Annotated in this window: 22 protein-coding genes and 1 other annotated feature (1 of these 23 only partly in view); of the genes, 13 read left to right on the top strand and 9 right to left on the bottom strand. The window is 51.6% G+C overall.

Annotated features, from left to right (window positions below):
• Positions 1-52: 52 nt before the first annotated feature.
• The 9 genes from I2D94_RS04435 (at position 53) to I2D94_RS04395 (ending at position 12,326) form a co-directional block, all read left to right on the top strand.
• Positions 53-1,984, top strand: coding sequence for an HTH domain-containing protein (locus I2D94_RS04435; protein ID WP_195395753.1), 1,932 nt, complete (start codon positions 53-55; stop codon positions 1,982-1,984).
• 75 nt (positions 1,985-2,059) lie between these two features.
• Positions 2,060-2,518 carry a hypothetical protein gene (locus I2D94_RS04430; RefSeq protein WP_195395752.1) on the top strand — a complete coding sequence of 153 codons (459 nt, stop codon included), beginning with the start codon at positions 2,060-2,062 and terminating at the stop codon, positions 2,516-2,518.
• Positions 2,519-2,704: 186 nt separating this feature from the next.
• Positions 2,705-3,100, top strand: coding sequence for a BlaI/MecI/CopY family transcriptional regulator (locus I2D94_RS04425; RefSeq protein WP_072683081.1), 396 nt, complete (start codon positions 2,705-2,707; stop codon positions 3,098-3,100).
• Positions 3,101-3,251: 151 nt separating this feature from the next.
• A complete protein-coding gene (locus tag I2D94_RS04420) occupies positions 3,252-4,313 on the top strand; it encodes a hypothetical protein (RefSeq protein ID WP_195395751.1) in 1,062 nt (353 codons plus the stop codon).
• A 190-nt stretch (positions 4,314-4,503) separates the two neighbouring features.
• Entirely contained in the window at positions 4,504-7,530 is a 3,027-nt protein-coding gene (locus I2D94_RS04415; protein ID WP_195395750.1) for an AAA domain-containing protein, read from the top strand.
• Positions 7,531-7,584: 54 nt separating this feature from the next.
• Positions 7,585-8,907 carry a hypothetical protein gene (locus tag I2D94_RS04410; RefSeq protein ID WP_195395749.1) on the top strand — a complete coding sequence of 441 codons (1,323 nt, stop codon included), beginning with the start codon at positions 7,585-7,587 and terminating at the stop codon, positions 8,905-8,907.
• A gap of 51 nt (positions 8,908-8,958) precedes the next feature.
• Positions 8,959-10,290, top strand: coding sequence for an MFS transporter (locus tag I2D94_RS04405; protein WP_195395748.1), 1,332 nt, complete (start codon positions 8,959-8,961; stop codon positions 10,288-10,290).
• A gap of 65 nt (positions 10,291-10,355) precedes the next feature.
• Positions 10,356-10,805, top strand: coding sequence for a hypothetical protein (locus I2D94_RS04400; protein ID WP_195395747.1), 450 nt, complete (start codon positions 10,356-10,358; stop codon positions 10,803-10,805).
• Between the two features lie 111 nt (positions 10,806-10,916).
• Positions 10,917-12,326 carry an ATP-binding protein gene (locus tag I2D94_RS04395; RefSeq protein WP_195395746.1) on the top strand — a complete coding sequence of 470 codons (1,410 nt, stop codon included), beginning with the start codon at positions 10,917-10,919 and terminating at the stop codon, positions 12,324-12,326.
• A gap of 254 nt (positions 12,327-12,580) precedes the next feature.
• On the opposite strand, the gene I2D94_RS04390 is transcribed toward I2D94_RS04395, so the two are convergent.
• From I2D94_RS04390 to I2D94_RS04370, 5 genes are all read right to left on the bottom strand, one after another.
• Positions 12,581-13,222 carry a CatA-like O-acetyltransferase gene (locus I2D94_RS04390; RefSeq protein ID WP_195395745.1) on the bottom strand — a complete coding sequence of 214 codons (642 nt, stop codon included), beginning with the start codon at positions 13,220-13,222 and terminating at the stop codon, positions 12,581-12,583.
• A 279-nt stretch (positions 13,223-13,501) separates the two neighbouring features.
• On the bottom strand, positions 13,502-14,980 hold the full coding sequence (locus I2D94_RS04385; RefSeq protein ID WP_195395744.1) for a TrkH family potassium uptake protein: 1,479 nt from the start codon (positions 14,978-14,980) through the stop codon (positions 13,502-13,504).
• Entirely contained in the window at positions 14,977-15,642 is a 666-nt protein-coding gene (locus I2D94_RS04380; RefSeq protein WP_195395743.1) for a TrkA family potassium uptake protein, read from the bottom strand. Before I2D94_RS04380 ends, I2D94_RS04385 begins: the two co-directional genes overlap by 4 nt.
• A gap of 2 nt (positions 15,643-15,644) precedes the next feature.
• Complete coding sequence (locus tag I2D94_RS04375) at positions 15,645-16,118, bottom strand: TrkA family potassium uptake protein (protein WP_195395742.1); 474 nt, start codon at positions 16,116-16,118, stop codon at positions 15,645-15,647.
• The gene (locus I2D94_RS04370) at positions 16,112-16,510 is read right to left on the bottom strand and encodes a hypothetical protein (protein ID WP_195395741.1); all 399 of its coding nucleotides are present in this window, start codon (positions 16,508-16,510) and stop codon (positions 16,112-16,114) included. The genes I2D94_RS04375 and I2D94_RS04370 overlap by 7 nt, the downstream gene beginning before the upstream one ends.
• A gap of 326 nt (positions 16,511-16,836) precedes the next feature.
• On the opposite strand from I2D94_RS04370, the gene I2D94_RS04365 reads away from it, so the two are divergent.
• Together I2D94_RS04365 and fucO are read left to right on the top strand one after the other, a co-directional pair.
• A complete protein-coding gene (locus I2D94_RS04365) occupies positions 16,837-17,394 on the top strand; it encodes a TetR/AcrR family transcriptional regulator C-terminal domain-containing protein (protein WP_072683093.1) in 558 nt (185 codons plus the stop codon).
• A 92-nt stretch (positions 17,395-17,486) separates the two neighbouring features.
• Positions 17,487-18,638, top strand: a complete 1,152-nt coding sequence (gene fucO, locus I2D94_RS04360) for a lactaldehyde reductase (RefSeq protein WP_195395740.1) — start codon at positions 17,487-17,489, stop codon at positions 18,636-18,638.
• 416 nt (positions 18,639-19,054) lie between these two features.
• On the opposite strand, the gene I2D94_RS04355 is transcribed toward fucO, so the two are convergent.
• The 3 genes from I2D94_RS04355 to I2D94_RS04345 are packed head-to-tail and all read right to left on the bottom strand — an operon-like array spanning position 19,055 to position 21,534.
• Entirely contained in the window at positions 19,055-19,318 is a 264-nt protein-coding gene (locus tag I2D94_RS04355) for a hypothetical protein (RefSeq protein WP_195395739.1), read from the bottom strand.
• Between the two features lie 6 nt (positions 19,319-19,324).
• Entirely contained in the window at positions 19,325-20,038 is a 714-nt protein-coding gene (locus tag I2D94_RS04350; protein WP_072683097.1) for a response regulator, read from the bottom strand.
• Positions 20,035-21,534 carry a DUF4118 domain-containing protein gene (locus tag I2D94_RS04345; RefSeq protein ID WP_229056755.1) on the bottom strand — a complete coding sequence of 500 codons (1,500 nt, stop codon included), beginning with the start codon at positions 21,532-21,534 and terminating at the stop codon, positions 20,035-20,037. The genes I2D94_RS04350 and I2D94_RS04345 overlap by 4 nt, the downstream gene beginning before the upstream one ends.
• Before the next feature lie 359 nt (positions 21,535-21,893).
• On the opposite strand from I2D94_RS04345, the gene I2D94_RS04340 reads away from it, so the two are divergent.
• Positions 21,894-22,931 (top strand): diguanylate cyclase domain-containing protein, encoded by a 1,038-nt coding sequence (locus I2D94_RS04340; RefSeq protein ID WP_195395737.1) that lies wholly within the window; start codon positions 21,894-21,896, stop codon positions 22,929-22,931.
• A gap of 64 nt (positions 22,932-22,995) precedes the next feature.
• A complete protein-coding gene (locus I2D94_RS04335; protein ID WP_195395736.1) occupies positions 22,996-24,459 on the top strand; it encodes a hypothetical protein in 1,464 nt (487 codons plus the stop codon).
• Positions 24,460-24,790: 331 nt separating this feature from the next.
• Here I2D94_RS04335 and brnQ read toward each other — a convergent pair whose 3' ends face one another.
• A complete protein-coding gene (gene brnQ / locus I2D94_RS04330; protein WP_195395735.1) occupies positions 24,791-26,101 on the bottom strand; it encodes a branched-chain amino acid transport system II carrier protein in 1,311 nt (436 codons plus the stop codon).
• A gap of 40 nt (positions 26,102-26,141) precedes the next feature.
• Positions 26,142-26,237: a binding site (T-box leader), on the bottom strand (it continues 139 nt past the right edge of the window).

Genomic DNA, 26,237 nt, shown 5'->3' with positions numbered 1-26,237 from the left:
TTGAAAGCGTTTTGCCTTTGATGAGGATTCTTTGCAGAACAGGAGGAAATCCATGGTCTATCATTTTACTTCCCGCGAAAAGAATATCCTGCATTATCTGTCCATCAGCGATACCTATATTTTAGGCAAGCAGCTGGCGGCTGTCACCGGAGTGAGCGAGCGAACGATCCGCGATGATATCAAACGGATCAATCAGGTTCTGTTTTCCGAGGAACTGGATGATTTTTTTGAACTGGTCAGCACGCATACGAAGGGCTACAAGGTGTGGGTCAAGGATGTGTGCCAGTTCAGGCAGTTTATGAAGGATCTGGATTATGACGTCAACACGATGGAGCGGGAGCTGATCCATTTCCGCGAGCGTGAAATCCGTCTTCTGGCAATGCTGATGAAGGATGTCACGCTTTATAAGCTGTCGCAGATGCTGTATTTCAGTGAATCAACAATCCGCTCGCTGATCAAAAAATCCAACGGCACCTCGCTCAAAAGTCACTACACGATGAACTTCGCCAACGGGAAATTAAAGGTCAACGGCAATGAGATCGCAATCCGCATCGCGGCTTTAAAAACAATCTATGTCAATCCGGAATACAAGGGAATCCCGGACAACATCCGCGGCCAGATCACCAATCCTGAATTTGAGGAAAACGTGTATGAAGCGCTGGAAAGTTTTTTCAAACAGAGCGAAAAGCTGAGTGTCCCGTCGCTGCTGTTTCAATACATGTCAAAGTCGCTCTGGATTTCCTACCGGCGCAATCAATTTAACAAATGCGTGTCGTTTACCGAGGAAGAAAAGCGGATGCTGGAGAGCTACGACGTGGAATTCAGCGCGGCGGAGGCGATCGTTGCCCTGCTGAACCGTCGGTATCATTACGAATTTCTGCGCGACGACAGTTATTTCCTGGCGATGATCTTAATTTCCTTCGGCAGCCGCAGAAACCTGATGATTCAGGAAATGGACAATGAAGCCTATGCGCTCTGCAAGCTGGCGGCCAACGTCATTTTAGAAGATTTTTATGACGGCGGCCGGCTTGAGGACGCAGATGCTCTGATGGAAAATCTGTCGTTGTTTTTCTGGGGTTTTCAGGTCCGCAGTCATTTTGACATCAGCCGGCAGTATATGGGTGTAACCCGCGTGAAGCGCAAGCTGATCACTGCCGCCGAATACAGCCGCAAGCTTTCCCGGCTGCTGGAAGATAAGCTTCATACGAGAATTGCGGATAAGGAAATGGTCTTTCTGACCGTCTGCATCGCGGAAGGGCTGGACCGCGGCCGGCTGAGGAAGAAGCAGCGGGTCTTGGTCACAAGTAAATACGGCCTCTGCGAAGCCCGGCGTTATGCCGAACAGCTTCAAAAACGATATCAGGATTCCCTGGCACAAATTGCTTCCTGCGAGTTATATGAGATTGAAAAAATCTACGATCAGTTTGACGTCATCCTGATCAATGACCGCAAGCTGGCGGCTCGGGACGAAAAACTGGTTTACTATCAGTCGTACAGTACAGTTAATACGATGAAGCCGCAAACGGAATACCGGATTACCCAGATCTGCGGCACTTATTGGTTTTATCATCAGCTCAGTCCTGAATGCTTCATAACGAATCTGGATCTAAAATCGAAGCATGAAGTTTTCCGCTACATCGCCAAGCGGTTTTTGGCGCCGATGCCGGAATTCAGGCATCCGGTCAGTTTACTGACGGATCAGGATAAGCGGCTGACCTGTGAATGCGGCTACCGGGTGGCGCTGGTCGCTGTGATCGAAGCGTCGGCAGTGAATCAAATTCATTTCCTGATTCTGAAAAATGCGATTTCCTGGAACCAGCGGTTTGTGCAGAATATCATCTTTATTCAGGCCGCTGCTTATCCGGATCTGCAGAACTATGAAATGGGTCTGCAGGCGATGCTGATCGACCCGGATAAATGCAGCCTGCTGATCGGCGAGCCCAATTTGAATACGCTGCGGAAAATATTAAATGTAGAGGAATAAAGCATGAAGGGTAGGCGATTGGCTTACTTTCAGACATGAATGATGGCCGTGCAGAACACGGGAATGGAGGAAAAAATGAAAGAATTAACTGCGAATGAGACAGCCGGTATCCGGATCAAAACGAAGCCAAGAACCTCGACAGGACTGTGTGCTTTCTTTGCCTTCGTGATGATCCTTTCCGGGAATGCCGCGCTCATGATTCCCGGTCTGATCTTTGCCCTTACGGCGCTGATCGTCGTCTTCGGCATTCAGGATGAAACCTGCGCCCGAATCGAAGCCGGAGAAATCGTTCTGCTTCCGGAAAAAACACAGGCTGTGACGGCTATTCCGTTCTGCGAGGTGGCGGAGTGGAATACCCGGGATGGAATCCGAATCCGGACTCTGAACGGAGAAACTTATTTTATTGAAACCCGGGACACAATGAAAGCGCATAGAGCGCTGTGCAGGCGCATGCCGGAATTGGAAACGTCTGCAATCCGTCAGCGGCAGCTGCGGGAGCGGAAATCGAAGAAGCCTCGCCGGGCGTCTCAGTAAAATAGAGTACTGTCAAAACGGAGTGAAAGAAAATTGAAGAGTAATGACTGGGCGTAGAATTTATGATAACCAAAAAAGGTTGAATCTACAAGCTGAAGGACAAGAACAGAAATAATAGGCTTTGTTTAGTAAAATCTCTTTCAAAAACTACAAAAAATAATATAATTGTAGCGAAAGGGGAACTGTATGAAAAAAACATCTAATTCTGAGAACTTAATTCTTCAATTATTTTGGAACAACAAATATCAAATCGCTTGTCATGAGATTTATAAAAGAGTGCGTGAAGCGTATCCCAACCACTGGAAAGATAGTTCAGTCGCTGTTTTTCTAATGAGAATGGAAGAAAAAGAGCTAATCAGGAAAGCAGAAATTGATGGAACAAAGTATTGGGTTTCCATCACCCAAGGTCAGTATTCTAAAAATTTACTCAATTCACTCTTAATGAAAAGTGAAAATAAGACCTTTGATGAAATTCTTCTCGGTTTTATCGAAGATCCGGAGAAACACCAGGCGGCTCTTGATGAAATTGATGCAGTTATAAGAAAATATGAAGCGATGGAACAAGCTGATTTTTCTGCTTAAAATGCTTTAAGAAGCATGAAGCTCTTTTCTGGATTTAAGCTTAGTCGTTTAGAAAATGTTGAATCAGCGCAGAATTGATAGAAAAGCAGGCAGGCATTGCCAAACTTTTTGGGATCGCTTAAAATAGAATAAACAAAAAGGAGGACAGCTCATGAATCAAATCAATGGGTTGCTGATGAGCGGAGATCTGCCGGTCGCTCTCATCGAGAAGAATCAGCTTAAAATACTCCGCAGCGATTGCCTTCCTTATTATTTCCGTAGAAACGGCGATCTATTGACATGGATCCAAAGTCGGGCGATTGACGGGGATCGCGTACATTCCCGTCTTCTTAAAAAAGCGCTTCAGCTGCAGAGGAAGGATGAGTTATCCGCAACCATGGCAGTTAGAGCTGCGTGTATTACGGATAACTATTGGATCAAATTAGACACCGACACCTTGACGTATGAGGATATCCGCTTTAAAACCGATACCTATTCCGATCTTGCCTTAGCGGGAGATTTGGAGGTGTTTTCCCAAAGATTAGATCCGCGATCCTCGCACACTCCGGAGTTGACCAATATCGGCAACTTTGAAAAAGGCTGGAAGCTTGTTGACGGAGTCTGGTGGTTAAGCAAGCAAGGCAGTCCTGAACAACTTTTCAGCGAATTCTTCTGTGCGCAGCTCGGACGCTTTTTAGGCATGGACATGGCGGTCTACCGATTAAATGAAGACTATATCATGTCCGAGGATTTTACGAAACAGGAAATGAATTTTGAACCGGCGGCCGCGCTGATCGGTGATCAAACGGATGATTACACATTGAATTATCAAACGTTGAAGAATCTGAATCCAGACTGCGGCAGGCAATATTTAGATCTTTTGTATCTGGACGCAATCGTTAGAAATCCCCATCGCCATGGGATGAATTACGGTATTTTACGATCCCGGACGACCGGTAAGGTTCTGGGAATGGCGCCGAACTTTGATAATAATCTTTCTTTAATCGCGATGGGATACCCCAGAAATTTAGATCGATCCCAGGATCGGCTGATCGACGCCTTCAGAGAATTTCTTATCCAAAATCAGATTGAGTACAACCCGCCGCAATTTACGGAATCGGTCTTACGGGACATCATGGAGTCCATCCCTATTTCCGTGAACGCCTCTGAAATCATAACGTTCCTGATGAACGGACAAGTGGCGTTCGTTCAAGCCTGTGGGAATAAGTACTGAGTGCAAAGCGGATCCAGGCGGTTCTGTTCTTTGATTTGGACGGAACACGTTCAAGCTTATGGAAGTTATTGATAATTCTCTTTCAATTCTGGATGTTGAAAAGCGGACTGCCCTGGGGTACCCTTTGTACGGTCTGCTTTTCTATTTGAAAACGGCTGTGGTATAATCAACTTAAGGAGCAAGTCAATCTATGAATTCCAAGGCCCTGGAGTGTTCAAAATCGATACAGAGCGGAAAATGGCTGCAGATCGAGTATGACAACACGAGCGATCAGAAGCGGACATTTTTTTGGATTGCGATCGAAGACATCGAAGTCCCGAGCCGAAAAATGAAAGTGAAAATGTTCAACCCGGAGAAGTCAATGGACGTTCTGGACGGAACGGTCTATTTTGATAAAATTCTGTCGGCGCGGGTCATCGAAAGTACAATCTTTCCGCTGCAGGAAGCCCTGATGGATAAAATCCGCACGCATTACAATGACTTTGACTTTCTGGAATATACCGGCATCAATGAGCGGGTGCTCGGCTATTACCGGCAATGCTACCTGCTGGATCAGGACACCTCCGTTCACAGCTATACGCTGGTCGATGGTCTGGATCCTGATATTTTAAAGAAGAACGCGATGCCGCTGGGGCTGGAACAATTTGATCAGATGGTGCGCCGGCTGCAGAACGAGCTGCGCCTGCAGCGGCGAAAACAAGCTCCGGCCTGGCTGAAGCTGGCGATCAACGTACTGGCCCTGCAGCGGCGGGATGGGATGATTCCAATCGTTTACCGCGATCTTTTGCTCGATCTGGTTCACCGCCGGCTGATCGTCTCGCCGGATCTTGGCTTCAACATCAAAGTCAGCGACGACCAGGAGCAGCCGCGGTTTTTACTGCAGCGCTATCTCGACTGCTCAGCCGGGGAATTCATCGACCGCTATCCGACTCAGGCTGCGATGATGAGCGAACAGATTGCGGTGAACTGCGGACGAGGCGAAACTGTGGATGAACGGCCGTATTTGTTTGAACTCAAGCGCCGGATGAACATTAACATTGAAACAGAATACAATGAAATTCAGAACCAGATGCAGAATCAGACGCTCTGTGCTCCGCTGAAAGCCTTCTTTGGCATGCCGGAAAAAGTCCGCCGGCGGAAGACGCCGATTCTGACGCTGGGGTCGCAGGTCAACATCAATCAGTTCCGGGCGATTTATAACGCCATGAATCAAAACGTTGTGTATGTCCAGGGACCGCCGGGGACCGGGAAAAGCGCGACGATCGTCAACGTGCTGCTTTCCTGCTTTCTCAATAACCAGACCGCCCTGGTCGTTTCCAATAACAACGAAGCGATCGACAATCTGGACCGCAAGCTGAACTCCCTGCAAAGCGGAGACCGGCGGATACGCTTTCCAATCCTGCGCTTAGGCTCCAATCAGCGGATTGAGGAGGCGCTGGTGCAGATCAAGCTGCTTTTAGATCAAGCTCAGGCCTGTCCGCCGACGCGGGAAGAACGGGAAGAACTGAAGGTATTGACGAAGAAACTGGGCGGCAGCCGCAAGCAGATGAATCAGCTGCTGGATCAGATTGAAACCCGGCTGGAGCTGGATGAACAGATCGAATCGCTGGAAGGGGTATTAAACCAGCTGCGGTTTAGCAGCCGGCAGGAACCGAGCGCCCAGATGACCGCGATGGCGATTGAAAGCCAGCTTGCCGGACTGCGCCGTCAGCGCCAGACACTGGAAGGCGTGAGCGAAGATGAAATCCAGGCAGTTCAGGATCCCCGCGAGGTTCTGCGGTTTCTCGACCTGAAATCGCGGGCTGTGCTGCAGCGCCTGTTGAACAAACGCAATGAATCGTTGCGGTCCATCGTCCGGATTGACAATCCGGAAGACCGTTTTCTTGAGTTCCGGGCGCTGATTCAGAGGCGTGAAGGGTTGGAACAGGTGCTGGATTGTTTTCCATTTCTGATTTCCACCAATGTGTCCTGCAGCAAGCTGGCCACCGCGGAACCCATTTTTGATCTCATGATCATGGATGAAGCCGGGCAGTGCAGCAATCCGCTTTCCTTATTGCCGATGGCCCGGTGCCGCCGGGCGCTGTTTGTCGGCGATCCGAGTCAGCTGCAGCCGGTCATCACGCTGCCCGCTTCCCGCAATACCCGTCTGGTCTGGGATTACGATATTCCCCAGGCTTATGATTATAAGATGAACTCGATTCTCAGCACGATGCTGAAAATCGACACGATCTCAAAATTTATTCTGTTAAAACATCATTACCGCTGCGCAGATCTGATCATCGCTTTCTCCAATCAGAAATATTACGGCGGGGAGCTGGTGCTGTGCGGCCCGCCGACGCCATCCGGCGCGCTGACGCTGATCGACGTGCACTCCTCGGCGCAGAAGCAGAAAAATGTGGCGATGGAAGAAGTCGCGGAGATCGTCCGCCAGATTCGCGATCATCCCCAGAAGAAGGTTGCAGTGATCACGCCGTTTCGCCGTCAGGCACAGATGATCCGGCGGGTTCTCTCCGAACAGAACCTTGATTTCGTCAAGGTAGGAACGATCCACACCTTCCAGGGGGATGAGAAGGACACGGTGATTTTAAGCTGCGCGATGACAGAATCGACCTCTCAGGGTACGTTCGACTGGGTGAAAAACAATCAGGAGCTGATCAATGTCGGTGTCACCCGGGCTCAGCAGCATTTCACGATGATCGCCGACCGGGCCCAGATCGCCCGCCTCTCCCAGGGGAAAACCAACGATCTGCTGGAACTGATGCAATATGTCGGAAAGCAGGGGCAAACTCAAATCAGCGCCCGGGAAAGTCAGCTGTTTCAGTCGAAGGTCAAAAATTTCAAGTATTTCAACACCGCCGCGGAAGATGAGTTTTTGAAAACACTGCTGCATATCAAATCGGTATTCGGCCAGATTTTAGTCGAACAGAAGGTGAAGATCACTGACGTTCTGGAATTGGATCCCGGAGATCGCAAGTTGTTTATGTATGGAAATCAGGCTCATTTTGATTTTGTGATCTACGACTTGAGCCACCGGCCGTTATTGGCGGTGGAGGTCGGCGGCACGGAGCATTTCAACGATGCCAAGGTCCGCAGCCGGGATCAGAAAAAGCGCCAGATCTGCGAGGCGCATCAACTCCGGCTGATCACGATCCGCAACGACTATGTGCGCCGCTATTCGTTTATCAAGGAATCCATTCTGGAAGCTTTGGGTGAGTAGCATGAACGAAGTGGCTGGTCAGAGCCTTAAGAAGCCGACAGAGGAGGGCTTTGTATGCAGGAAGAAACAAAACGCGTAGCCGGGGTGTTGATCGGCATTCACCGCCGTCAGCGCTTAATGGAAGATCCGGCCGGCGGCTGGACGCAGGATCAATTTATCCTCGATGAAACGGGGGAAGCGATTTGTTCGCGGATGACGTTATATAAATTGGAACAGGGCCAGGGAATTCAGGATGAAGAACGGTTGGAGCTGCTGCTCAGAAAACTGGGCGAAACGACGTTAAAACAACCGGAACAGGTTTGCCTGCGGAAAGAACGAATTCAGCGGCTGAAGCAGGCTTACGAACAACTCGATCAGAAAGCGCTCGGCGAGCTGCTTACGGATATCGAAGCCTTGCCGCCAACGACGCAGGTGATCGCCATGGAGCTGCAGCTGTGCCTGTCGTTGATCATCGAACATCTTGCCTTTCCGGATACGCAGCCGCACAAACCGTTGTATATCCGCTACCGTGAATTTGATGCGAAGCTGAAAAATCAGATTTCCATGTACCTTGATCTGGCACAAGTGCTGGATGAGGATTTATATGTCATGATGATCGTCTTATTCTGGCAGATCAACATCAATCAATGGACGGACCGAAAACTGTCCGAGACCTTACTGGAGCGGTTGGAGCAGTGCGAGCCGCACGACGGGATCTGGCTGCACCGCAAGGGCACCTTCCTATCCGCGCTGAACCGCAAGGCGGAAGCCCTGGATTGCTTCAATCAGGTGTTAAGCGGCTTGTATCCATTATCGGATTCCGTGCGTACCCTCACAGAGGTCATGCGTTTTCGGATCTGGAAGCAATTTGATCAGGACGACGCATTCCGCAGGAGCGGATCATTCGAACAAACGCTGGTTGCGCTGCCCAAGGAGCTGACAAGTCAGGGCTGGATGGAGCTGGGGCTGTGCCTGTGCGAAGGCGGCGCAAAGAGGGGGACGGAGCGGATCGACCGTGCGTTAGCCCAGGCGCCATATCTGGCGTTGTACTATCTGCCGCATTTATTTCGCTGTCCTCTGGATCCGGCGCGGATTTTGAAACTGGCGCAGGTCTATCTTGACCGCTGGACGACGCCCGGAACCCTGGCCGTTTACCGGTATTATGAAGCGAAGCAGGCTGGGGAAGCGCCGGGCTTACTGCAGCAGCGAATATTGAAAGAGATTCTGCCGGAGATTGAAGACACGGTCTACCGTCCGCAGGAGTTGATTCCGCTGCTCCATGACGAACTGCTGACCCTGGTGCAGCAGAGCGGCAGCTACAAAGGGCTGGCGGATTTTGAGCAGATTACAAAACGTCGGAAACCGGCGCTGATCCGCGAAATTTGGATCAATGGATAAAGGCAGGACTTGCGGGTCCTGTTTTTGTTATAGTAAATCCGGGTGATCAAGATGAGAAAGAAAGAAATGAAAGCAGAAATGCCGCAGGCATTGACGGATGAAGCCGCAAAGAAAGTGGAAGAAGGACAGGGGGAGGAACCAAGAGAGAAGAACGAAAAGCCGCTGCTGCGCAACCGCAGCTATCTGCTTTTGCTTCAGGGCAACCTGTTTTCCGGCTTTGGCGATGTGCTGTTCAGCATAGCGGCCGGGATCTGGGTTTACAAACAGACGGGATCAACGATGATGATGAGCGTTATGAGTTCCATCAGCATGGCGGTTTCCGTGCTGATCACGCCGTTTTTGGGACCGATCGTCGACCGGCGAAGCAAGAAAAGGATGATGGTGCTGATGGACTTTATCCGCGGAGTGACGCTGGTGCTGGCCGGATTGTGGTTTTGGGGACGTCCGTTATCGGTGCCGGTGCTGATTTTGTGCGCCGCAGCGATGGCGCTGTGCAACGCGCTGTTTAACCCGGCCGCGATGGCTGCATTTTCCCTCGTTGTTTCGCGCAGCCAGTTCATGAAGGCGCAGTCGTGGAACACCGGGTTGTTCATGGTCATCAACCTGACCGGCAAGGGAATATGCAGCCTGTTGGCGCTGATGTGCGGGCCGGCAACTTTGTTGATCGTCAACGGCGTGTTGTATTGGGCATCGTCATTGTCGGAATGTTTCATCACACTGCGGCCGACCGAAGTCCCGGCCGGAGCGTCAAGTTCCTTTTTCAACGATTTCAAAGAGGGCTTACAGATCACGTTTGGCAATCCGTCCCTGCGCGATCTGCTGCTTCTGCTTTTAGCCTGGAATGTACTGGTATCCGGCTTATCCTCGGTAACGCTGCCCTTTTTGCAGCAGAAGGGACTGGCCGATGAATTTTACAGTTTATATCTGACCTTCGGCAGCATCGGCGCGGTAGCCGGAACGTTTATTCCCGGAATGCTGCCCAAACCGCTGCGCGATAAGCTGTGCAGCTTACTGCCGATGATCATCGGCACAATCGCTTCGTTCATCACCGCCTTGAGCCACAATCCGGCGTTAGTATGCGTTTCGTATCTGATTGCCAATCTGTTCAATTCGATTGGCAACATCATCGTTTCCTCGGCGATGATTCTGGGCTGCGAGGAACAGATGCGCGGCCGGTTAGTCGCGCTGGAAACGTCGATCATGACGGCAGGCCGGCTGATCTCGACGCTGGCATTCGGTTTCTTTGGCGAAAGCCTGGCTCTGGGCCTGCTTTCAGCGATAGGTCAGGGGATTTGTCTGGTCCTTTACCTCCCGTTTATCAGAAATCGCCGTCTGAATCGTTTCCTGAAGGAAGGCGTCAGCGCGGAATCCGAGGCGAGTTGAGTAAAAAAGTCCGCAGCGTTTTGCGAACAGGGTATAATAGAAGAATAAAAATAAAGGAGTCAGGTATGGAAAAAAATCCCCCTCTATCAAAAATCTACGAAGCGCTGAGCGCCGTGGCAGATCAACGGATTGACATACAGACAGACCGCGCTTATGTTCTCTCCTCGGATCACGCCAAACGGTACACGGTCAAGTTTTTGGAAAACGGCTATTCCAGCAACGACAATGCGACGCTGTGGCAGCACTATCCGGGTTATCCCATTCTGGCTGTGATGATGATTCAAGGCCAGCTGAAGATTCATGAAGAACGTTTGTCCTGGTTTCGGGCAGCGAACTGGAAACAGCTGAACACAAAGTATAAAAATCAATATGACAAAGCGATCGCGGAATTTCTTGAACCGTTTTCGGAAGCGGTCCGCAGTCAGATTGAGGATGAAGTGAAATGCTTGTTTCATCAGCTGGAATCCATGGAACTGACAATCAAAGGCAACCGCGAGCCGAGGAACCCGCAGTAAACGCCTACCTTTCTTATCAACAAAATTACTCAGATACGATTTGCCAAATCATACTTGACTAAGTTTATCATTTACTTTATAGTGAATTAAAAGGATAAGGAGGTGAACCGGATGTTTATTGGCAGAACTCGTGAACTCACTGCTTTAGATCGGCTTTATCAATCGGATCGTTTTGAATTTGCCGTGATTTACGGCCGCCGCCGGGTAGGTAAAACGACGTTGATCAATCAGTTTATCAACGATAAAAAAGCCATTTATTTTATGGGTGTGGAAAGCAATGCTAAACAGAATTTAGAGAATTTCAGCCGCAGTATTTTGGAAATGGAAACAGGGTTCAAGGCTGAGACGACGTTTCTTTCCTTTCAGGCAGCTTTAGAAATGGTCTTTCAACTTGCCGAACATCAGCGGTTGGTTTTGGTCATTGATGAATACCCGTATGTAGCCCGAGCTTCTGCCAGCTTAGCTTCCACGCTCCAGCTTCTGATCGATCAATATAAAGAAACGTCTAAACTTATGCTTATCTTGTGCGGATCCTCGATGTCTTATATGGAAGATCATGTTTTGGCATATAAGGCTCCGCTTTATGGCCGGAGAACGGCTCAAATGAAGATCCTGCCGTTTGATTTTGAAGAAGTCTGCCGCTGTTTCCCCGGCTACTCCGCTGAAGAACAAGCGCTTGTTTACGGAGCGGTGGGCGGGACGCCTCAGTATCTGCTTCAGATTGACGATCGGCTCAGCGTCGCTGAAAATATTAAGAATACATTCTTAGATCCGACGTCCGCCTTATTTGAGGAGCCGGAAAATCTTCTGAAACAAGAAGTTCGTGAACCTGCCCTTTACAATGCGATCATTTCAGCAATCGCTAACGGGGCTTCCCGTTTGTCGGAGATTTCTTCAAAGGTTGGCGAAAATACGAATGTCTGTGCCGCCTATCTTAAGAATCTGTTAGGATTGGGATGGGTTCAAAAGGAAATACCGTATGGTGATCAGGCTTCCCGAAAGGCCGTCTATGTGATCAGCGACAATCTTTTCCGGTTCTGGTACCGGTTTGTTCCACAGAACAGCTCAATTATTTCCCGCGGAGCGAAAGAACTGGCTTTTAAGCGGATCGAGCCCTATTTATCAGAATATATGGGAAATGTTTTTGAACAGATCTGTATACAATATCTTTGGAAATTGCTTCTGGCAGGTAGATCACCTGTATTTTTTTCAGAACTGGGTCGTTGGTGGGGAACGGATCCCCGTGAAAAAAAACAGACGGAAATTGACATTATGGGTGTTCAGGATAAAACAACGGCCTTGTTCGGTGAATGCAAATGGACGAATGAAAAGGTCGATCAAAGCGTGTTAAAAACATTAGTCAGCCGCAGCCAGCTGTTTTCTTACACAGAAGTTCACTTATTTTTGTTTGCGAAGACCGGATTCACGCAAGGCTGCCGCGAGATGGCAGAAACACTGAACCATGTCAGTTTGATTTCATTCACTGAAATGATGGAATTGTTTCGTGAACCTCAAGTGTGAAAAAGAAACGATGAAGAGTGCCGTCTTTTGTCAGCCTGAATTTTCTGGGTTCAATTTCTTTTGGCAGAAGCTCACTGTGACACAGAGTAAAGGACTGGAAAATCTTTGAATCACTCAGGGCAGCGATGTCGATCATCAATCGTGATCGGATCTGTCATTGAAGCCGTCCCTGCGGGGCGGCTTCCGGCGCTTAAGTTTTGACTGCGGCTGGTTGACAAGAAACGCCGGTTTCTTCGAGGCATGACCGATCAGCGTCACAGCGCGGCGCAAAGCTGAGCTAAGGCCTGATCCAGCGCCTGATAAAACTGCCCAAGATGGCGGCCGTCGACTAAGGCATGATGGCATAACACGGATACTGGCAGAACCAGCCGGTTCTCTCGCAGCGAGAACTTGCCCCAGGTGATCCGGGGATTGCTGTCAGCGGGGATCGGCACAGGCTGTATCAGCGCAGAATATGAAATCCAGGGCAGTGTGGAAATGTAGAAAAAATCCAGCGTGTCTTCCTCGTTTTCCGCAATCGATCCGCCTAGCTTTGCAGCCTCCTGCATCTTTTGCGCATAAGGCAAAAAGTCGGGGAAAGGCAGCGAATAATCCAGCGTGCAGTAACAATATGTCCCATCTTCCAGCGCGACGGTATGGGAAGTTCGACATTGGTCAAACTGGACGATTTGCCCCTTGAGAATCCGCTGGCGGAATTCCGGAACGGCATTTGCGGCCTGGGCGGCGCAATAACAGAAGGAAAGGAAGAACGGCAGGCGCTGTTCTTTTATTTTGGCGTGGAACTTTGTGATATCGACGTCAGCGGTCACGCTGACATAGGGATAAGCCAGCTGACTGAAGTATTCAAAATGACTCTTTCGCTTGTAGGTCTCCAGATCTAAAATTTGATAATTCATGATTTTCTCCTTTGCGCTGACGCAGTTTGAAATGAAAGCGGGCATGAATTGAAAAGCCGTAAACGCAGATTCCAACCCTCACGGATTCTAATCCACAATTTACGGCTGTGAGTCGAAACGCTCAACCTGATTATGCGCTGCTATAACTTGTTTTCATTATAGAACAGACCTGATTGTTTCTCAAGATAAAGAAGCAGGTTCAAGAGGAAAGAAAGCGGAGAAACTGTCTTTCCACTTCTCCTCAAGGCCGATGTCTTTCGCTTTCACAAAGCAAAACCGCTATTGGAAAACCGCGTTTTTTAAGCGAAGGAACCCCGCGTGGATCCCTGAGAGCAGAATGAAGATCTCCAACCGTCCTAAAAGCATTCCCGCCATTTCCACGATCAAGGCCAAAGCAGGCGTCGCCGGTCCGGTGATGCCGATCGACAACCCGACAGTCCCCAATGCGGAAGCAAAATCGAACATCGCTTCGATCAACGAACAATTCGCCGTCAGCATCAACAAGAACGTTCCAATCAGATAAATCAGAAAATAACAGAAAACAAAATTTGCGGTATCTGCTAACAACTTTTGATCAATGGCTACCCGTCCCTGCGGCCGCTTAAAAAACATACAGGAAACGGCGCCCGCCGGCGCGTTTCTGCGGCGCAAACTATCGCCCAGCCCCCGCAGCATCAGATAGACCCGCGTCAGTTTCAGACCCCCGGCCGTCGAACCAATTCCGCCGCCGATCAACATCATGACGATCAGTACGAACACCGCGGCCTGCGGCCACTGCGTATAACCGACTGTGGAAAAACCGGAAGTTGACAACGCGGAAACCACCTCGAAGAAAGCGATCCGGAAACTGCCGGGCAGATCGGCGTAAGCCGCAAAGAACAACACCAGCGCCGTCAGAGGAATTGCCATCACCAGCACCAGTCCCATAAACCGGACTTCGCTGACGGCCATAAACTTACGCGCCTGTCTGCGCACCAGCAGCAACAACGCCGCAAAGTTCGTCGTTCCGATCACCATCAGCACGATCGTGATGAATTCGATCAGCGGACTTTGATAGTAGCCGATGCTTTCCGCGCGGGTGGAGAATCCGCCGGTGGATAAGGCGCACATCGCATGGATCAGACTGTCGAAGAAATTCATGCCCGCCAGGACATAGGCCGCGACGCCCAGCGCCAGGAAGGTTGTGTACATCAACACGATCAAACGCACCGTCCGGCCCAGATTCGGGGTGAGCTGATCGGAATGTCCCTCAGCCTGAAACAGGTTCATGCTTTGTTTATTCTGGATGAACAACGTCATCACCATGACGAAGCCCAGACCGCCGCAATATTGCATAAAGCCCCGGTGAAACAGAAATATCGGTGAAACCTGCGTCACATCCAGCACGGATAAACCGGTCGTTGTCCAGCCGCTGACCGATTCGAACAAGCTTTGAATCCAGTTTAACCGGCCGGCTAAAACAAAGGGCAGCGCCCCGATGAAAATTCCGTACAGCCAGGCGAACAAGACGAAGAATCCCCCTTTTTGAATCAGCTGCGGACGCGGTTCCTCCTGATCCTGCGCCGCCCCTTTCCAACAGCTGAATAACCCCGCCAAAAGCGAAATTCCAGCCGGCAGCGCGAAGGCTTCCAGTTCTTTGGGCAGGGTTGGATAAAAACAGGCCGTCACCATCGGTACGGCGCAAAGCAAGCCGCACAACATCATAAATTTGCCGATAATGCCGCCATGCCGCAGCCGGCTCCATCCTGAATTTTTCATTTGCCCTGCAGCACCCTGACGGCGGCGGCTTCCTGTTTGGCGGCAGCGATCAGAATCAGGACGTCCTGCGCTAATAGCTTCGTATCTCCATGCGGAACCAGCGGCTGATCCTGACGCAGAATCGTCGCGATGATGACGTCGCGGCTGAGCTGAATTTCGCTGAGCGTCTTCCCGATAACGGGAGAGGTAGCCGGCAGCCGCAGTTCGGAAATCCGCAGCTCGCCATCTCCCAGGGGAAGCAGGGTTGTAAATTCATCGAGAAAGGTCTGCTGCTCCACAATGCTGGTAATGGCAGACAACGCACAGACGACAGAATCGATCCCCATCCGGTAGAAAAATTTGATTTTTTCCGGATTGGCCACCAGTGAAACTGTCTTGCGGACGTGGAATTGTTTCTTGCAAAGCTGACAGATCACGAGATTGTCGTCATCCCGCGGCGTCAGCGCAATCGCGATATCTGCATTTTCCGCCTGAGCGTCTTCGAGCACGAAGGGCTTGGAGCCATCGCCGGTCAATACCGTCAAATCGCTCATCTGCGCCAGAACCCGGCAATGCAGGGGGTTTTTATTGATCGCCGTGACGTCGTAGCCTTTTTCCAGAAACGACCGCGCCAACGTCTGCGCTTTATGAAAACCGCCGACAATCAGAATTCGTTTCTTCATGTTCAATTTCCTCCTTCCTGACTCGTCTGATTCAGACTGGCCGGATTGTTTAACAGTCGTTCAATCGCCAGAGACGACAGCGCGGTTGGACAGATCGTCTGGATCCCGAATTCCCGGTAAACACATTCCCGCTGCGGATCATACAGCCGGCAGATCACATGCGGCGTCTGGAAGCATTCCCGGGCCAGCTGCGCGATCATGATGTTGGTATTGTCGTTGTTGGTAACGATGACCAGATGATCCGCCCGTTCGATTTCAGCCTGCTTCAAAGTGGCGGCGTCCGTCGCGTCGCCGACTAACGTCAGTCCGGCGTAGGCCGGCGATAATTTGCGGAATGCCGCTTCGTTCTGATCGATCAGAATTACGTTTTTGCCCTCGTCCGATAATTGGTCGGCCAGCGTGGAACCCAGCCGCCCGCAGCCGACGATCACCGTCAATTTGGATTTGCCAAGCCAGTTGACATGAATACTTAACATGAATGTTTCCTCCTTACTACATGACCGATCCCTTTTTCGTCATAGACGATCTTCCATGGATTCCAGGCTGGAACGCTCTGGCAGTCGCCTGGGGAATAAGCGAAATTCCCCTGACCGGTAAACGAGGCGCACTGCTCCAGATTGCAGCGGGCCGGGATATAAGTGGGATCGAGGGCCGCGGCTGCCCGGAAATGTTTCATGGCGGCCAACAGCTCATGATGGCTGGCCAGCAGGATGCCCATCAGGTTGTGCGGAACCGGCGAATGTGGATGCATGCGCATCGCTTCGGCGATTTCGTGTTCTCCGCCGGCGTAATCCTGCAGCCGGACGGCAGTCCGGATACTTTCCGTTAAGGCTTCCAACGTCATGGGATTTGCGATTTCATTCATCATGAACACCTCCGCTTCATCTTGACGAGAATAGAATACCGTGAAAGCTGTGAGTTTTGTGTGAGAAAGAACCGGCGGCGTGTGAGAATGGCGTGAGGATGAGAGCCGGTTCAAGGATAAAAAAACTGGCGGACAAAAGAAAAAGACAACATCTGCCGGGGGTTCCCATCGGATAAAACGCGCGTCTTTCGTTAAGCCAGAGCGGGAAGGTGAGGAAAAAGAACGTTGACAAATGAGAAAATCAGGAAATCGGCGGAGGCGGCGGTTGACGGAGAGCACGTTTTTTTTTATGATGAAAGCGAACAGGCAAAGCGAAAGGATGAGTCAGGATGGCGGAAAAGGAAATGATGAAGTACCGGCTGGCCGAGGCGATCAAGACATTGATGGAAACGGAACCTCTGGATAAAATCACCGTGCGGGATATTGTGGAGTCAGCCCATACGACCCGGCAGTCGTTCTACCGGCATTTTCAGGACAAATACGATCTGGTTAACTGGTATTTTGAACGGCTGGCTCAGAAGTCGTTTAAGCTGATGGGCGTCCAGTACACGCTGCGGGAAGGCTTGTTAAAAAAATTCGAATTTATCCGGCAGGAAAAAACATTTTTTTCTCAGGCTTTTCGTTCGCAGGACTACAATTCGCTGATGCACTATGATTATCAATGCATTTTGGATTTCTATACAAAATGGATCGAACAGAAGACGCAGCAGCCGCTGACGCCCCAGATTCAGTTTCTGCTTGAGATGTATTGCCGGGGTTCGATGCAGATGACGGTGAAATGGGTGATTCAGGGGGCAAAGGAAAGCCCGGAAACGATTGTGGATTTGTTGATCGACGCTCAGCCGGAAAAGCTGCGGGCAATGCTGCGGGATACAGAACTGGAATAAATCCGATTGTACCATTTTTGTCAAAGTGTCACTTGAATCCTTTGTTAATTTATTTACAATGAAAGTAAAGAAAGCGAAGGAGGAAATCAAATATGGCAAATCGCTTTATGTTAAATGAAACAAGCTACCATGGCTACGGCGCAGTCAACGAAATCGTAAACGAGGTGAAAAACCGCGGCTTCCGCAAGGCGCTGATCGTCACCGATGCGGATCTGGTCCGGTTTAACGTCGTCAAAAAGGTCACTGATCTGCTGGATGCGGCAGGGCTGCCGTATGCCATCTATGATAAGGTCAAAGCCAATCCGACTGTCGATATGGTCAAGGAAGGGGTCGCGGCTTTCAAGGAAGCCGGCGCGGATTATCTGATCGCCATCGGCGGGGGTTCGCCGCAGGATACCGGCAAGGGGATCGGCATCATCATCAACAATCCGGAATTCGCCGATGTGGTCTCCCTGGAAGGCACGGCCGCTACGAAAAATAAAGCAGTGCCGATGATCGCGGTGGCGACGACTGCCGGTACGGCCGCGGAAACGACGATCAACTACGTCATTACCGACGAAGCCAGGCGCCGGAAGTTCGTCTGTGTGGATCCGCACGATCTGCCGGCTGTGGCGATCGTCGATCCGGAGATGATGTCAAGCATGCCAAAGGGATTGACGGCTTCCACCGGTATGGATGCGCTGACGCACGCGATTGAAGGGTATACGACGCTGGCTGCCTGGGAGCTGGCGGATACGCTGAACCTGAAGGCGATCGAGCTGATCGGCCGTTCGCTGCGCGCCGCGGTCAACAATGATCCGAAGGGCCGCGAAGACATGGCGCTGGGTCAGTATATGACCGGCATGGCGTTCTCCAACGTCGGTCTGGGCGTCGTGCATGGCATGGCGCATCCATTAAGCGCCTTCTACGGCATTCCGCACGGCGTTGCCAACGCGGTGCTGCTGCCATATGTCATGGAGTTCAACAAGGATTACACCGGCGAGAAATTCCGTGAAATTGCCCGTGTCCTGGGCGTTAAGGGAGTCGACGCGATGAGGGAAGACGAATACCGTCAGGCGGCAATCGACGCGGTGCGTCAGTTGTCCCTGGATGTCAACATCCCGCAGACCCTGAAAGAAATCGGTGTTCAGGAAGAAGATTTGCCAGCGCTGGCAGAAGCGGCGATGGCGGACGTCTGCACCGGCGGCAATCCGCGCCCATGCACCTTTGAGCTGGTGCTGGAGGTCTATAAGAAAGCGTTCTGAGAGGCCGGCTGAATTTCCTGCGCTTTTAGAAATGGCCTGTATCGTTTGAAGCGAGCGTCAGGGATCAATGAAGAATTGATTGAAAAACACCGGGATTGTCAAACTCCGGTGTTTTTTTCATGGCGATTTTTACATTATGCTTTAAAAAGCAAAGCCGCTGGGGATAAGCTGGATGAAAAAAGACCGCCGGAAACGATCCATTTCGTTTCCAGCGGCCTTGATGCAGTCTTGATCGACCACTTTCTTTGCGCTTGTTTTAAAGGCGCGTTTTTCTGAATTTGCCAGAAAGTGCGTCCAACCGGACATGACGGACTTTCCACGCACCGCAACAACGCCGGATGATTTCCTGCGGCGTGTTCAATCGGGCATTTCGTTATGACCAGCTCTTGTGTCGAACTGTTGCTTTGAAAGTTGAATTATTTATGATTCCAGCCATAATATTCGGCGTCTTTTTCCAACGAGATCTCGCTCGTTTCCACCGGTTCATAAAGCCAGAATTCCTCTTTGAAGAACAAGGCCTGCCATTCCTCGATGCTTAACGTGAAGCGGCTGTTGGAATTCTGAATCCGGACCCGTCCGTTCACCAGCGCGTAAAACTGCACCTGATCCGTCTGCCGGGTCAACAGGATTTCACCATTTTTCAGCGCGGCCAGCGCTTCCTGTGTTTGTATTTTCTGCATTGCTTTTTATCCTTTCTGCATGTCCTGATCCACCAGCCGATAGCCGACGCCGATTTCGGTGACGATGTAGCGGGGCTTCGCGGGATTTTCCTCAATCTTGCGCCGCAGCCCGGCCATTAAGGCCCGCAGTGCCTGCGTATCCTCACCATACCCGCTGCCCCAGATCGAGCTGATCAGATAGCGGGTCGTTAAGACCTTGCCGCTGTTGCGCAGAAACAGGCTCAGCAGATTGTATTCCATCGGCGTCAGGTGCAGCGGCTGGCCTCGCAGTGTGACCTGGCGTTTTTCCAGATCCAGCGACAGCTCGCGGACCGTCAGCACCTTTTGGACCGCCGCTGTGTTTTGGCGGAACGCATGCCGGATCGCTACCCGAATCCGCGCCATCAGCTCGGTAGTGGAAAACGGCTTGGTCAGATAATCGTCGGCCCCCAGATCCAGCGCCTGGGCTTTTTCCTGATCCTGATCACGGGCGGAAACGACCAGAATCGGGATTTCCGACCATTCACGCACCTTGCGGATGACATCCATGCCGTCATAATCCGGCAGTCCCAGATCCAGCAGCATTAAATCATAAACATTCGCCGCCAGCAGCGTCATCGCGCTCTGCGCCGTTGCGGCATTGTCGCTGGCAAAGCCTTCGGCGCTCAAGACATAACTGATAAAATTACGAATCTGCGGATCGTCCTCGACGATCAGGATCCGGGTTGTAAACTTGTTCATTGTGATTCCTCCAAAGGCAGCCGGAATGTAAATTCCGCGCCGCAACAATCCGTGCGGTTGCGGGCGCTGATCGTGCCGTGATGGGCCTTGACGATAGATTCGCAGATTGTCAAGCCCAGGCCGATGCCATGCTGCGCGTCCGCCTGACGGGTGCGCGTCGTGTAAAAAGTCTGGAAAATATGCGCGAGGTCTTTGTCCGCGATACCCTCGCCCCCATCCCGGACTGTGAAAACAGCCTCGTTCTGATCACGCCGCAGCGTCAGCGTAATTTCATCCTGCGGCTGAGTATGCTTCAAGGCGTTGTCGAGCAGATTGATCAAAACCTGCTGGATCAATTTGCCGTCCATCGGAATCATCAGCACTTCATCCGGAATGGAAACGTTGATCATCCGCTGCGGCGCCCGCTTGGCAATGTGATCGAGAGCGGAAGCGATGATTTCCTCCGCCGCTTCTTTTTCCAGATGCAAATTCAGATGCCCGTCCTGAATGCGGGTCAGGCTGAGAATGTTTTCCACCAGGGAGTGCAGCCAGTCGGCGTCCTGATAGATATCCCATGCCAGAGCGCGGCGCGGATCGTCGTTTTCGCTCATGCCGAGAATCATTTCCGAGGTGCCCATGATCGCTGAGAGCGGGGTGCGCAAATCGTGGGAGATCGCCCGCAGCAGATTGCTTCGATACCGTTCCTGGGCCGCTTCTTCTTCCGAGCGGATTTTCTGTCTTGCGGCGCGGAAGCGATCCATCGCCAGCGTGATCATTTCGCTTAACGATTGAAGCAGCTGCCGGTCCGATTCGCTCATCGAATTCATGGTTTCCGCCGGTATCCGCAAAACGGCCAGCTGCACCCCTTTGTTCTGTAACGGCAGACTGACGGTTTTTTCGCTTTGATCAGTTTCGCGGCTTTCCTTCCCGGCCGTCAGATCACCGCAGGGCAGGGAAAGGGCGCTTTGCCCCGGCAGAGCGCGGTAAAGCGATGCCGGCTGTTCGCTTTCGTTCAGGCACAGACAGCTGATTTCCGTGTTCAAGGCGTTGGAAAGAACCTCAGCAGCCAGCCGTGCGATCTGGGGTAATTCAATTTCTTCGTTCAGCCTTCGGCTGAGCGTATAGTAGGTTTTGATCTCCTGTTCCCGCTGCATCGCGCGCCGGGCGCTGAGCTTGGCTTTGGAAGTCAGAGCGCTGGTGATGAAGGCGGTGACGGTCATGATCACAAACGTGATCCAGTAGCTTGGATCATCGACGGACAGCGACCAGTAGGGAGCCGTGAAAAAGTAATTGAAGATCAGCGTGGCGGCTAACGACGCCAGGACGCCGTAACCGTAGCCGCGGGTGATCCAGGCCGTCAGCAGCACGGCGAGCAGGTATAACAGGACGATATTGGTTTCCGGGAAACCCAGCTGGCGGAATACCAGGCCGACAACCGTCGCGGCGCAAAGCAGTCCCAGCATCTGCAGCCCATGCCGCAGCGTCGCCCAGAAAATCGAAATCCGGGAATTTGACATCTCGCTCATCTCCTGGTACTGATTGTAGCTTAAAAAGCGGAAACTGTCCATTTCTCGCTTTCCCGTTGAAAGTTGCGGAAGCGGCATCGGGAAGTTGGCAAACCGAGCCTGATTTACCCCGGGCAGATCCGGAAGCCGGCGGGCAGCGCCGGATTTACCGTTCTCGTTAAAGACATTTATCCGGAAGTTCGTTATAATAGAAACAGCTGATTCAAAAATCGAACAAAACAAGTTTTTGAAAACGCACAGAAGCGATAAAATTTCAGGATTTACCGAACGACAGGCCGGGAATTTCATTGCCCGGTCGACCGGATGAAACATGTTTGTAAGCAAGGCTGAAAAATCAAGGAGTTGATCGCATGGAAAATCTGCCTTCCCCCGAAACTTTTTGCCGGTATCTCTGGCATGAATATCTGGAAAAACAAAATTATACTTTATTGGATCATTGTTTTCTGCCGGAAACGACAATCATCGGTACCGGCGAACATGAGGTCAGCCGCAGCTTTGAGATGTTCGTGCAGAAGATCGCCGCGGAAATCAGCGCGCGGACAACGGCGTTTATCATTGAGGATCAGTGGTATCAAAGTCAGCCGGTCAGCGCCGACTGCACGCTTGTGATCGGCGAGCTGCGGGTTCGGGAACAGACCGAGAATCCGCTGGAATTCATCGGCCGGTTCCGCTTTACAATACTTTTGCGTCAGATGGGCAATCAATGGCGGGTTCTGCATGTACATCAGTCGGTTCCTGATCCGGAACAGGGGACGGATGAATTTTTTCCGCATCGTCTGATGGAACAATCCAACCGTCAGCTGAAACAGCTGGTGGAAGAGAAAACACGTGCGCTGGAGGAATCTTACCGCCGGATGGAATACAATGCCCGGCATGATTCGCTGACGCGGCTGCTGAACCGCCGGTGGGTTGAAGCGCAGATCAGCGCGGCAATGCAGGAAGGCCGCCCGGGCGTCATGATCATGCTGGATATCGACTGGTTTAAGCAGATCAATGATACGATGGGACATCCGCTGGGCGATCAGGTGCTGGAAACGCTGGGCCAGGCGATCCTCGCCGTTTTCCCTGATGCCTTAAGCGGACGGATCGGCGGCGATGAATTCATCCTCTATCTCAGATCGGACCGGGATCAAATCAATCCGCTTTCCACCGCGGGGATCATAGAGGAAACCAACCGGCTGATGAGTGTCTGGGAAACGCTACGAAAACAGAAAGGACTGACGATTTCTGTCAGCGCCAGTCTGGGCGCCGCCCGGTTCCCGGAGCAGGGACAACAGTTTGATCAGCTCTGGTACCATGCCGATCAGGCTTTGTATCAGGCCAAAGCTGCCGGCCGGGGGTGTCTGCGCTTCAGCGGGGAAAAGGATGAACGCTTGAATGGATTCTAAGAAAGAAATCAACTTGAATATGGAATGAGGGTCAGCCGCGCTGATCTCAGGGAGGAAATCAGAAATGGAATTGTGGAAACAGATTGAACTCTGGAACGCAAACGGACAATACACCCAAATCATTGATGCCATCGAAGCGCTGGAAGAGGCAAAGCTCACGCCTGAACTGATCAGCGAACTGGCGAAAGCGTATAATAATGTCGCGGACGTGAATGACCGGGCAAATTTTGAGAAAGCGATCCAGCTGTTAAAGAGGGTCGAAGAACCGTTGGGAAAGGAGCATACCTGGAATTTCCGGATGGCTTACGCCTATTATTATCTTGATCAGGAAGGCCCGGCACTGACCTATTTTGAACGGGCACTAAACGCCCGGCCGGGCGATGAGGATACGCTGGCGTTGATCGAAGATTGCCGCAGACGCTTAGCTTTACCGCGCTTTGAGAAGCCGTTTCGGCAGCGGGTGCAGGAGAGCTGGCAGCTGTTTGAGCGTGAAGAACAGGTGCTGCGGGTGCGGATGCGCAATCGGGTAGAGGGTGAGGAAATCATCAATCAGACAACCCGGCTGCTTCATCCGGCATTTTCAGAGATCGCCTTTGAGTTGGGATGCAATCAGGATCGTTATGATCTGATATTGACGCCCGAGGGCGACCGGGTACGCTTGATAGCGCTGGATTATTATCAGAAGCAGATGCCGGAGAGCTTGAAAAAACGCTGGAATGTGATGATCGGCCGCCAGCCTGCGCCCAAAGCGGCGCTGCGGATCGCGGGCCGGGAGCTTTCGGCGGAAGAAGTGCAGGTGTGGATTACAGAGCACACTGAAAAAACGGTGTCGCTGGCGGTCTGCTGCCCGGCGCTGGCAGAGCTTATGGCGGAAAATGAAAATCAGGTCTGGTGGATTTTGTCTGTTTTCATTGATCAGACATTGGGCGAGATTGCCGCGATGTCGGTGATTGACGAGGTCAAGCTGTACTCACAGCCGCAAAGTGATGCGGGGATAACACTGGCGGAACTGCCGGAGGCTTTGCGTGAGATGGGGCTGGATCTCAGCCGCGATCCGGCGCGCGTACTGAAGAGCTACACTGCATATCGGATGGAGCCGGACGAGAAACGCCAGGAACAGGTGCGTGGGGATGTGACGGCCGGTTCGACATGCTGCCCGGTGCTGATCCAGCAGTATTTGCGTGGGATAACGCAGGCGGTCGATGATCTGCATAAGGACGGCATCGCCGCCGGCTTCTTCTATTATCCGTTCGACGGGTTTCAGGGGGAAGACCGGGCGAAAGCGATCCTGGATTTCCGTGATGAATTGGAAGCGAAGATCAGCGAAAGGGCCGGGATGGACGCCGCAGCCTGGCTGGGCGGGGCTTCCGGATTGAATTGTGGATATCTGGATTTCATCGCCTGGGATCTCAAAGCGGTGCTGGACGCGGCGGTGGCCGTATTTGCCGAAGCGCCGGTGAAGTGGGCCGCCTTCCAGACTTTCCGTGTCAACGTCGGCGGAATCCTGTTGAAAAACGACGAGGAATAAGCGGCAGCGGCCTGTCTGAACTGCCTTTTTGCGAATAGGAAAACGAAAAGCTGACTTCCGGATGATCGGGGAAATCAGCTTTTTTTAACACAACCTGCCAGGGTGATAACTGGATATGGAAGATCACTGTGCAGTAGTGGCACAAGCATCAAAATTCTAACCGAAGGCAAAGTGATTATCGTGATGTAATGGATGAAGAAAGCTGGGGGAAAACAACAGACAAAATAGGAAACAGAAATCAAGAAAAGTAGTATATCAGGACGAGCTTGCCCATGAAAGATAAGTCTGATTTATAAAACATGGCGCTTCCTGTCTGATTGTCAGAAAAAGGTTAACGCCTTGCTTTCTTTCTTCTGCCCAGCATCAGCGAAAGGCCAAACATCACTATTGCGATGCAGATCCAGCTCAGCGACTGCGAGGCCAGCGGCAGATTTTCCAACAGCTGGGTCAGTCCGGGAATTCGTAAACCCAGGGTATCCAGCTCAGCCAGAACGCTGACGACACCCGTACTGAACACAGTCAATGGATAGATCAGGCGGTTATCCTTATATAAAGGATCGCCCAACCCCAGCAGGATCAGAACCAGCGCCATCGGATAAATCATATTCAGCACCGGAACGGAGATCGACAGAATCGCCGATAACCCAAAATTGGAAACGCCCAGCGCGAACAGCGTCAGGAATAACAACCATTGAGAATAGTTGATTTTCGGCGTCAGTGAGGAAAAGAATTCGCTGCAGCTGGTTAACAAGCCGACGCAAGTCGTCATACAGGCCAACAGGAAGATCAACGCCATGACCCAGCGGCCGCTTTCGCCAAACAGCGAAGTGACGGCCAGCGTCAGCGTCTGCGCACCGTTAGCGCCGATCGGCATGCCGGAAAGGGAAGTGCCTAACAGCGTTAACATGATATAAATCACCGCCAGAATCAACCCCGCCAGACAGCCGGCTTTCATACTGGTGGACATGACTTCCTGATCGTCGTCAATCCCCAGCGCGCGGATGTTCAGAGAAACGACAATGCCGAAATTGAGGGCTGCCAGCGCGTCCATCGTCAGGTAGCCTTCTAAAAATCCCTTGATTAACGGCCCGGATGCATAATCGGGCTGCGGCAGGGCCGGCTGTCCTAACGGATGCAGCAGCGCGGCGGCAAAGACGGCCACAATCAACACTAACAGCGTCGGCGTCAGGAGCTTTCCCAGCTGGTCGATCAGCTTGCTTGGATTGCGGGAAAGCAGCCAGGCGATCAGGAAAAATACGCTCGTAAACAACAGAAGGGAAAGCTGCGGGGAGGTGCCATCCGGAAGCAAGGGCAGGATCGCCATCTCAAAGGGCAGCGTAGCTGTCCGCGGCGTTGCCAGCAGCGGCCCGATCGACAGGTAGATCAAAACCGCGAAGAACAGTCCGAATCCGGCATGAACCTTCTGAGCCAGAACATCCAGACCATTGAAGCGGGAGACAACGGCGATCCCCAGCACCGGGAAACCCACCGCGGTGATCAGAAAACCGATTAACGCCGGCAGGCTCTGCGTCCCGGCATTTTGTCCCAGGAAGGGCGGGAAAATCAGATTGCCCGCCCCGAAAAACATTGAAAACAACGTCAGGCTCAGCAGGATCAGATTCTTTTTAGAACATTTTTTCATAAAACTCTCCTTCCAGTTCGATCCACAAAAAAACCGTCCAACAAAGGACGGCTTGACCGCGGTACCACCTTGATTCCGGAAAATTCCGGCTCTTTTCCCATCTGTCAATGGGCTGTGTCTTTAACGGGATCAGCGT

It is taken from the genome of Holdemania sp. 1001302B_160321_E10 (assembly GCF_015552275.1).
GTDB lineage: Bacteria > Bacillota_I > Bacilli_A > Erysipelotrichales > Erysipelotrichaceae > Holdemania.
The sequence above is the reverse complement of the archived record's forward strand: the minus strand, read 5'-3'. Positions and strand labels throughout refer to the sequence as shown.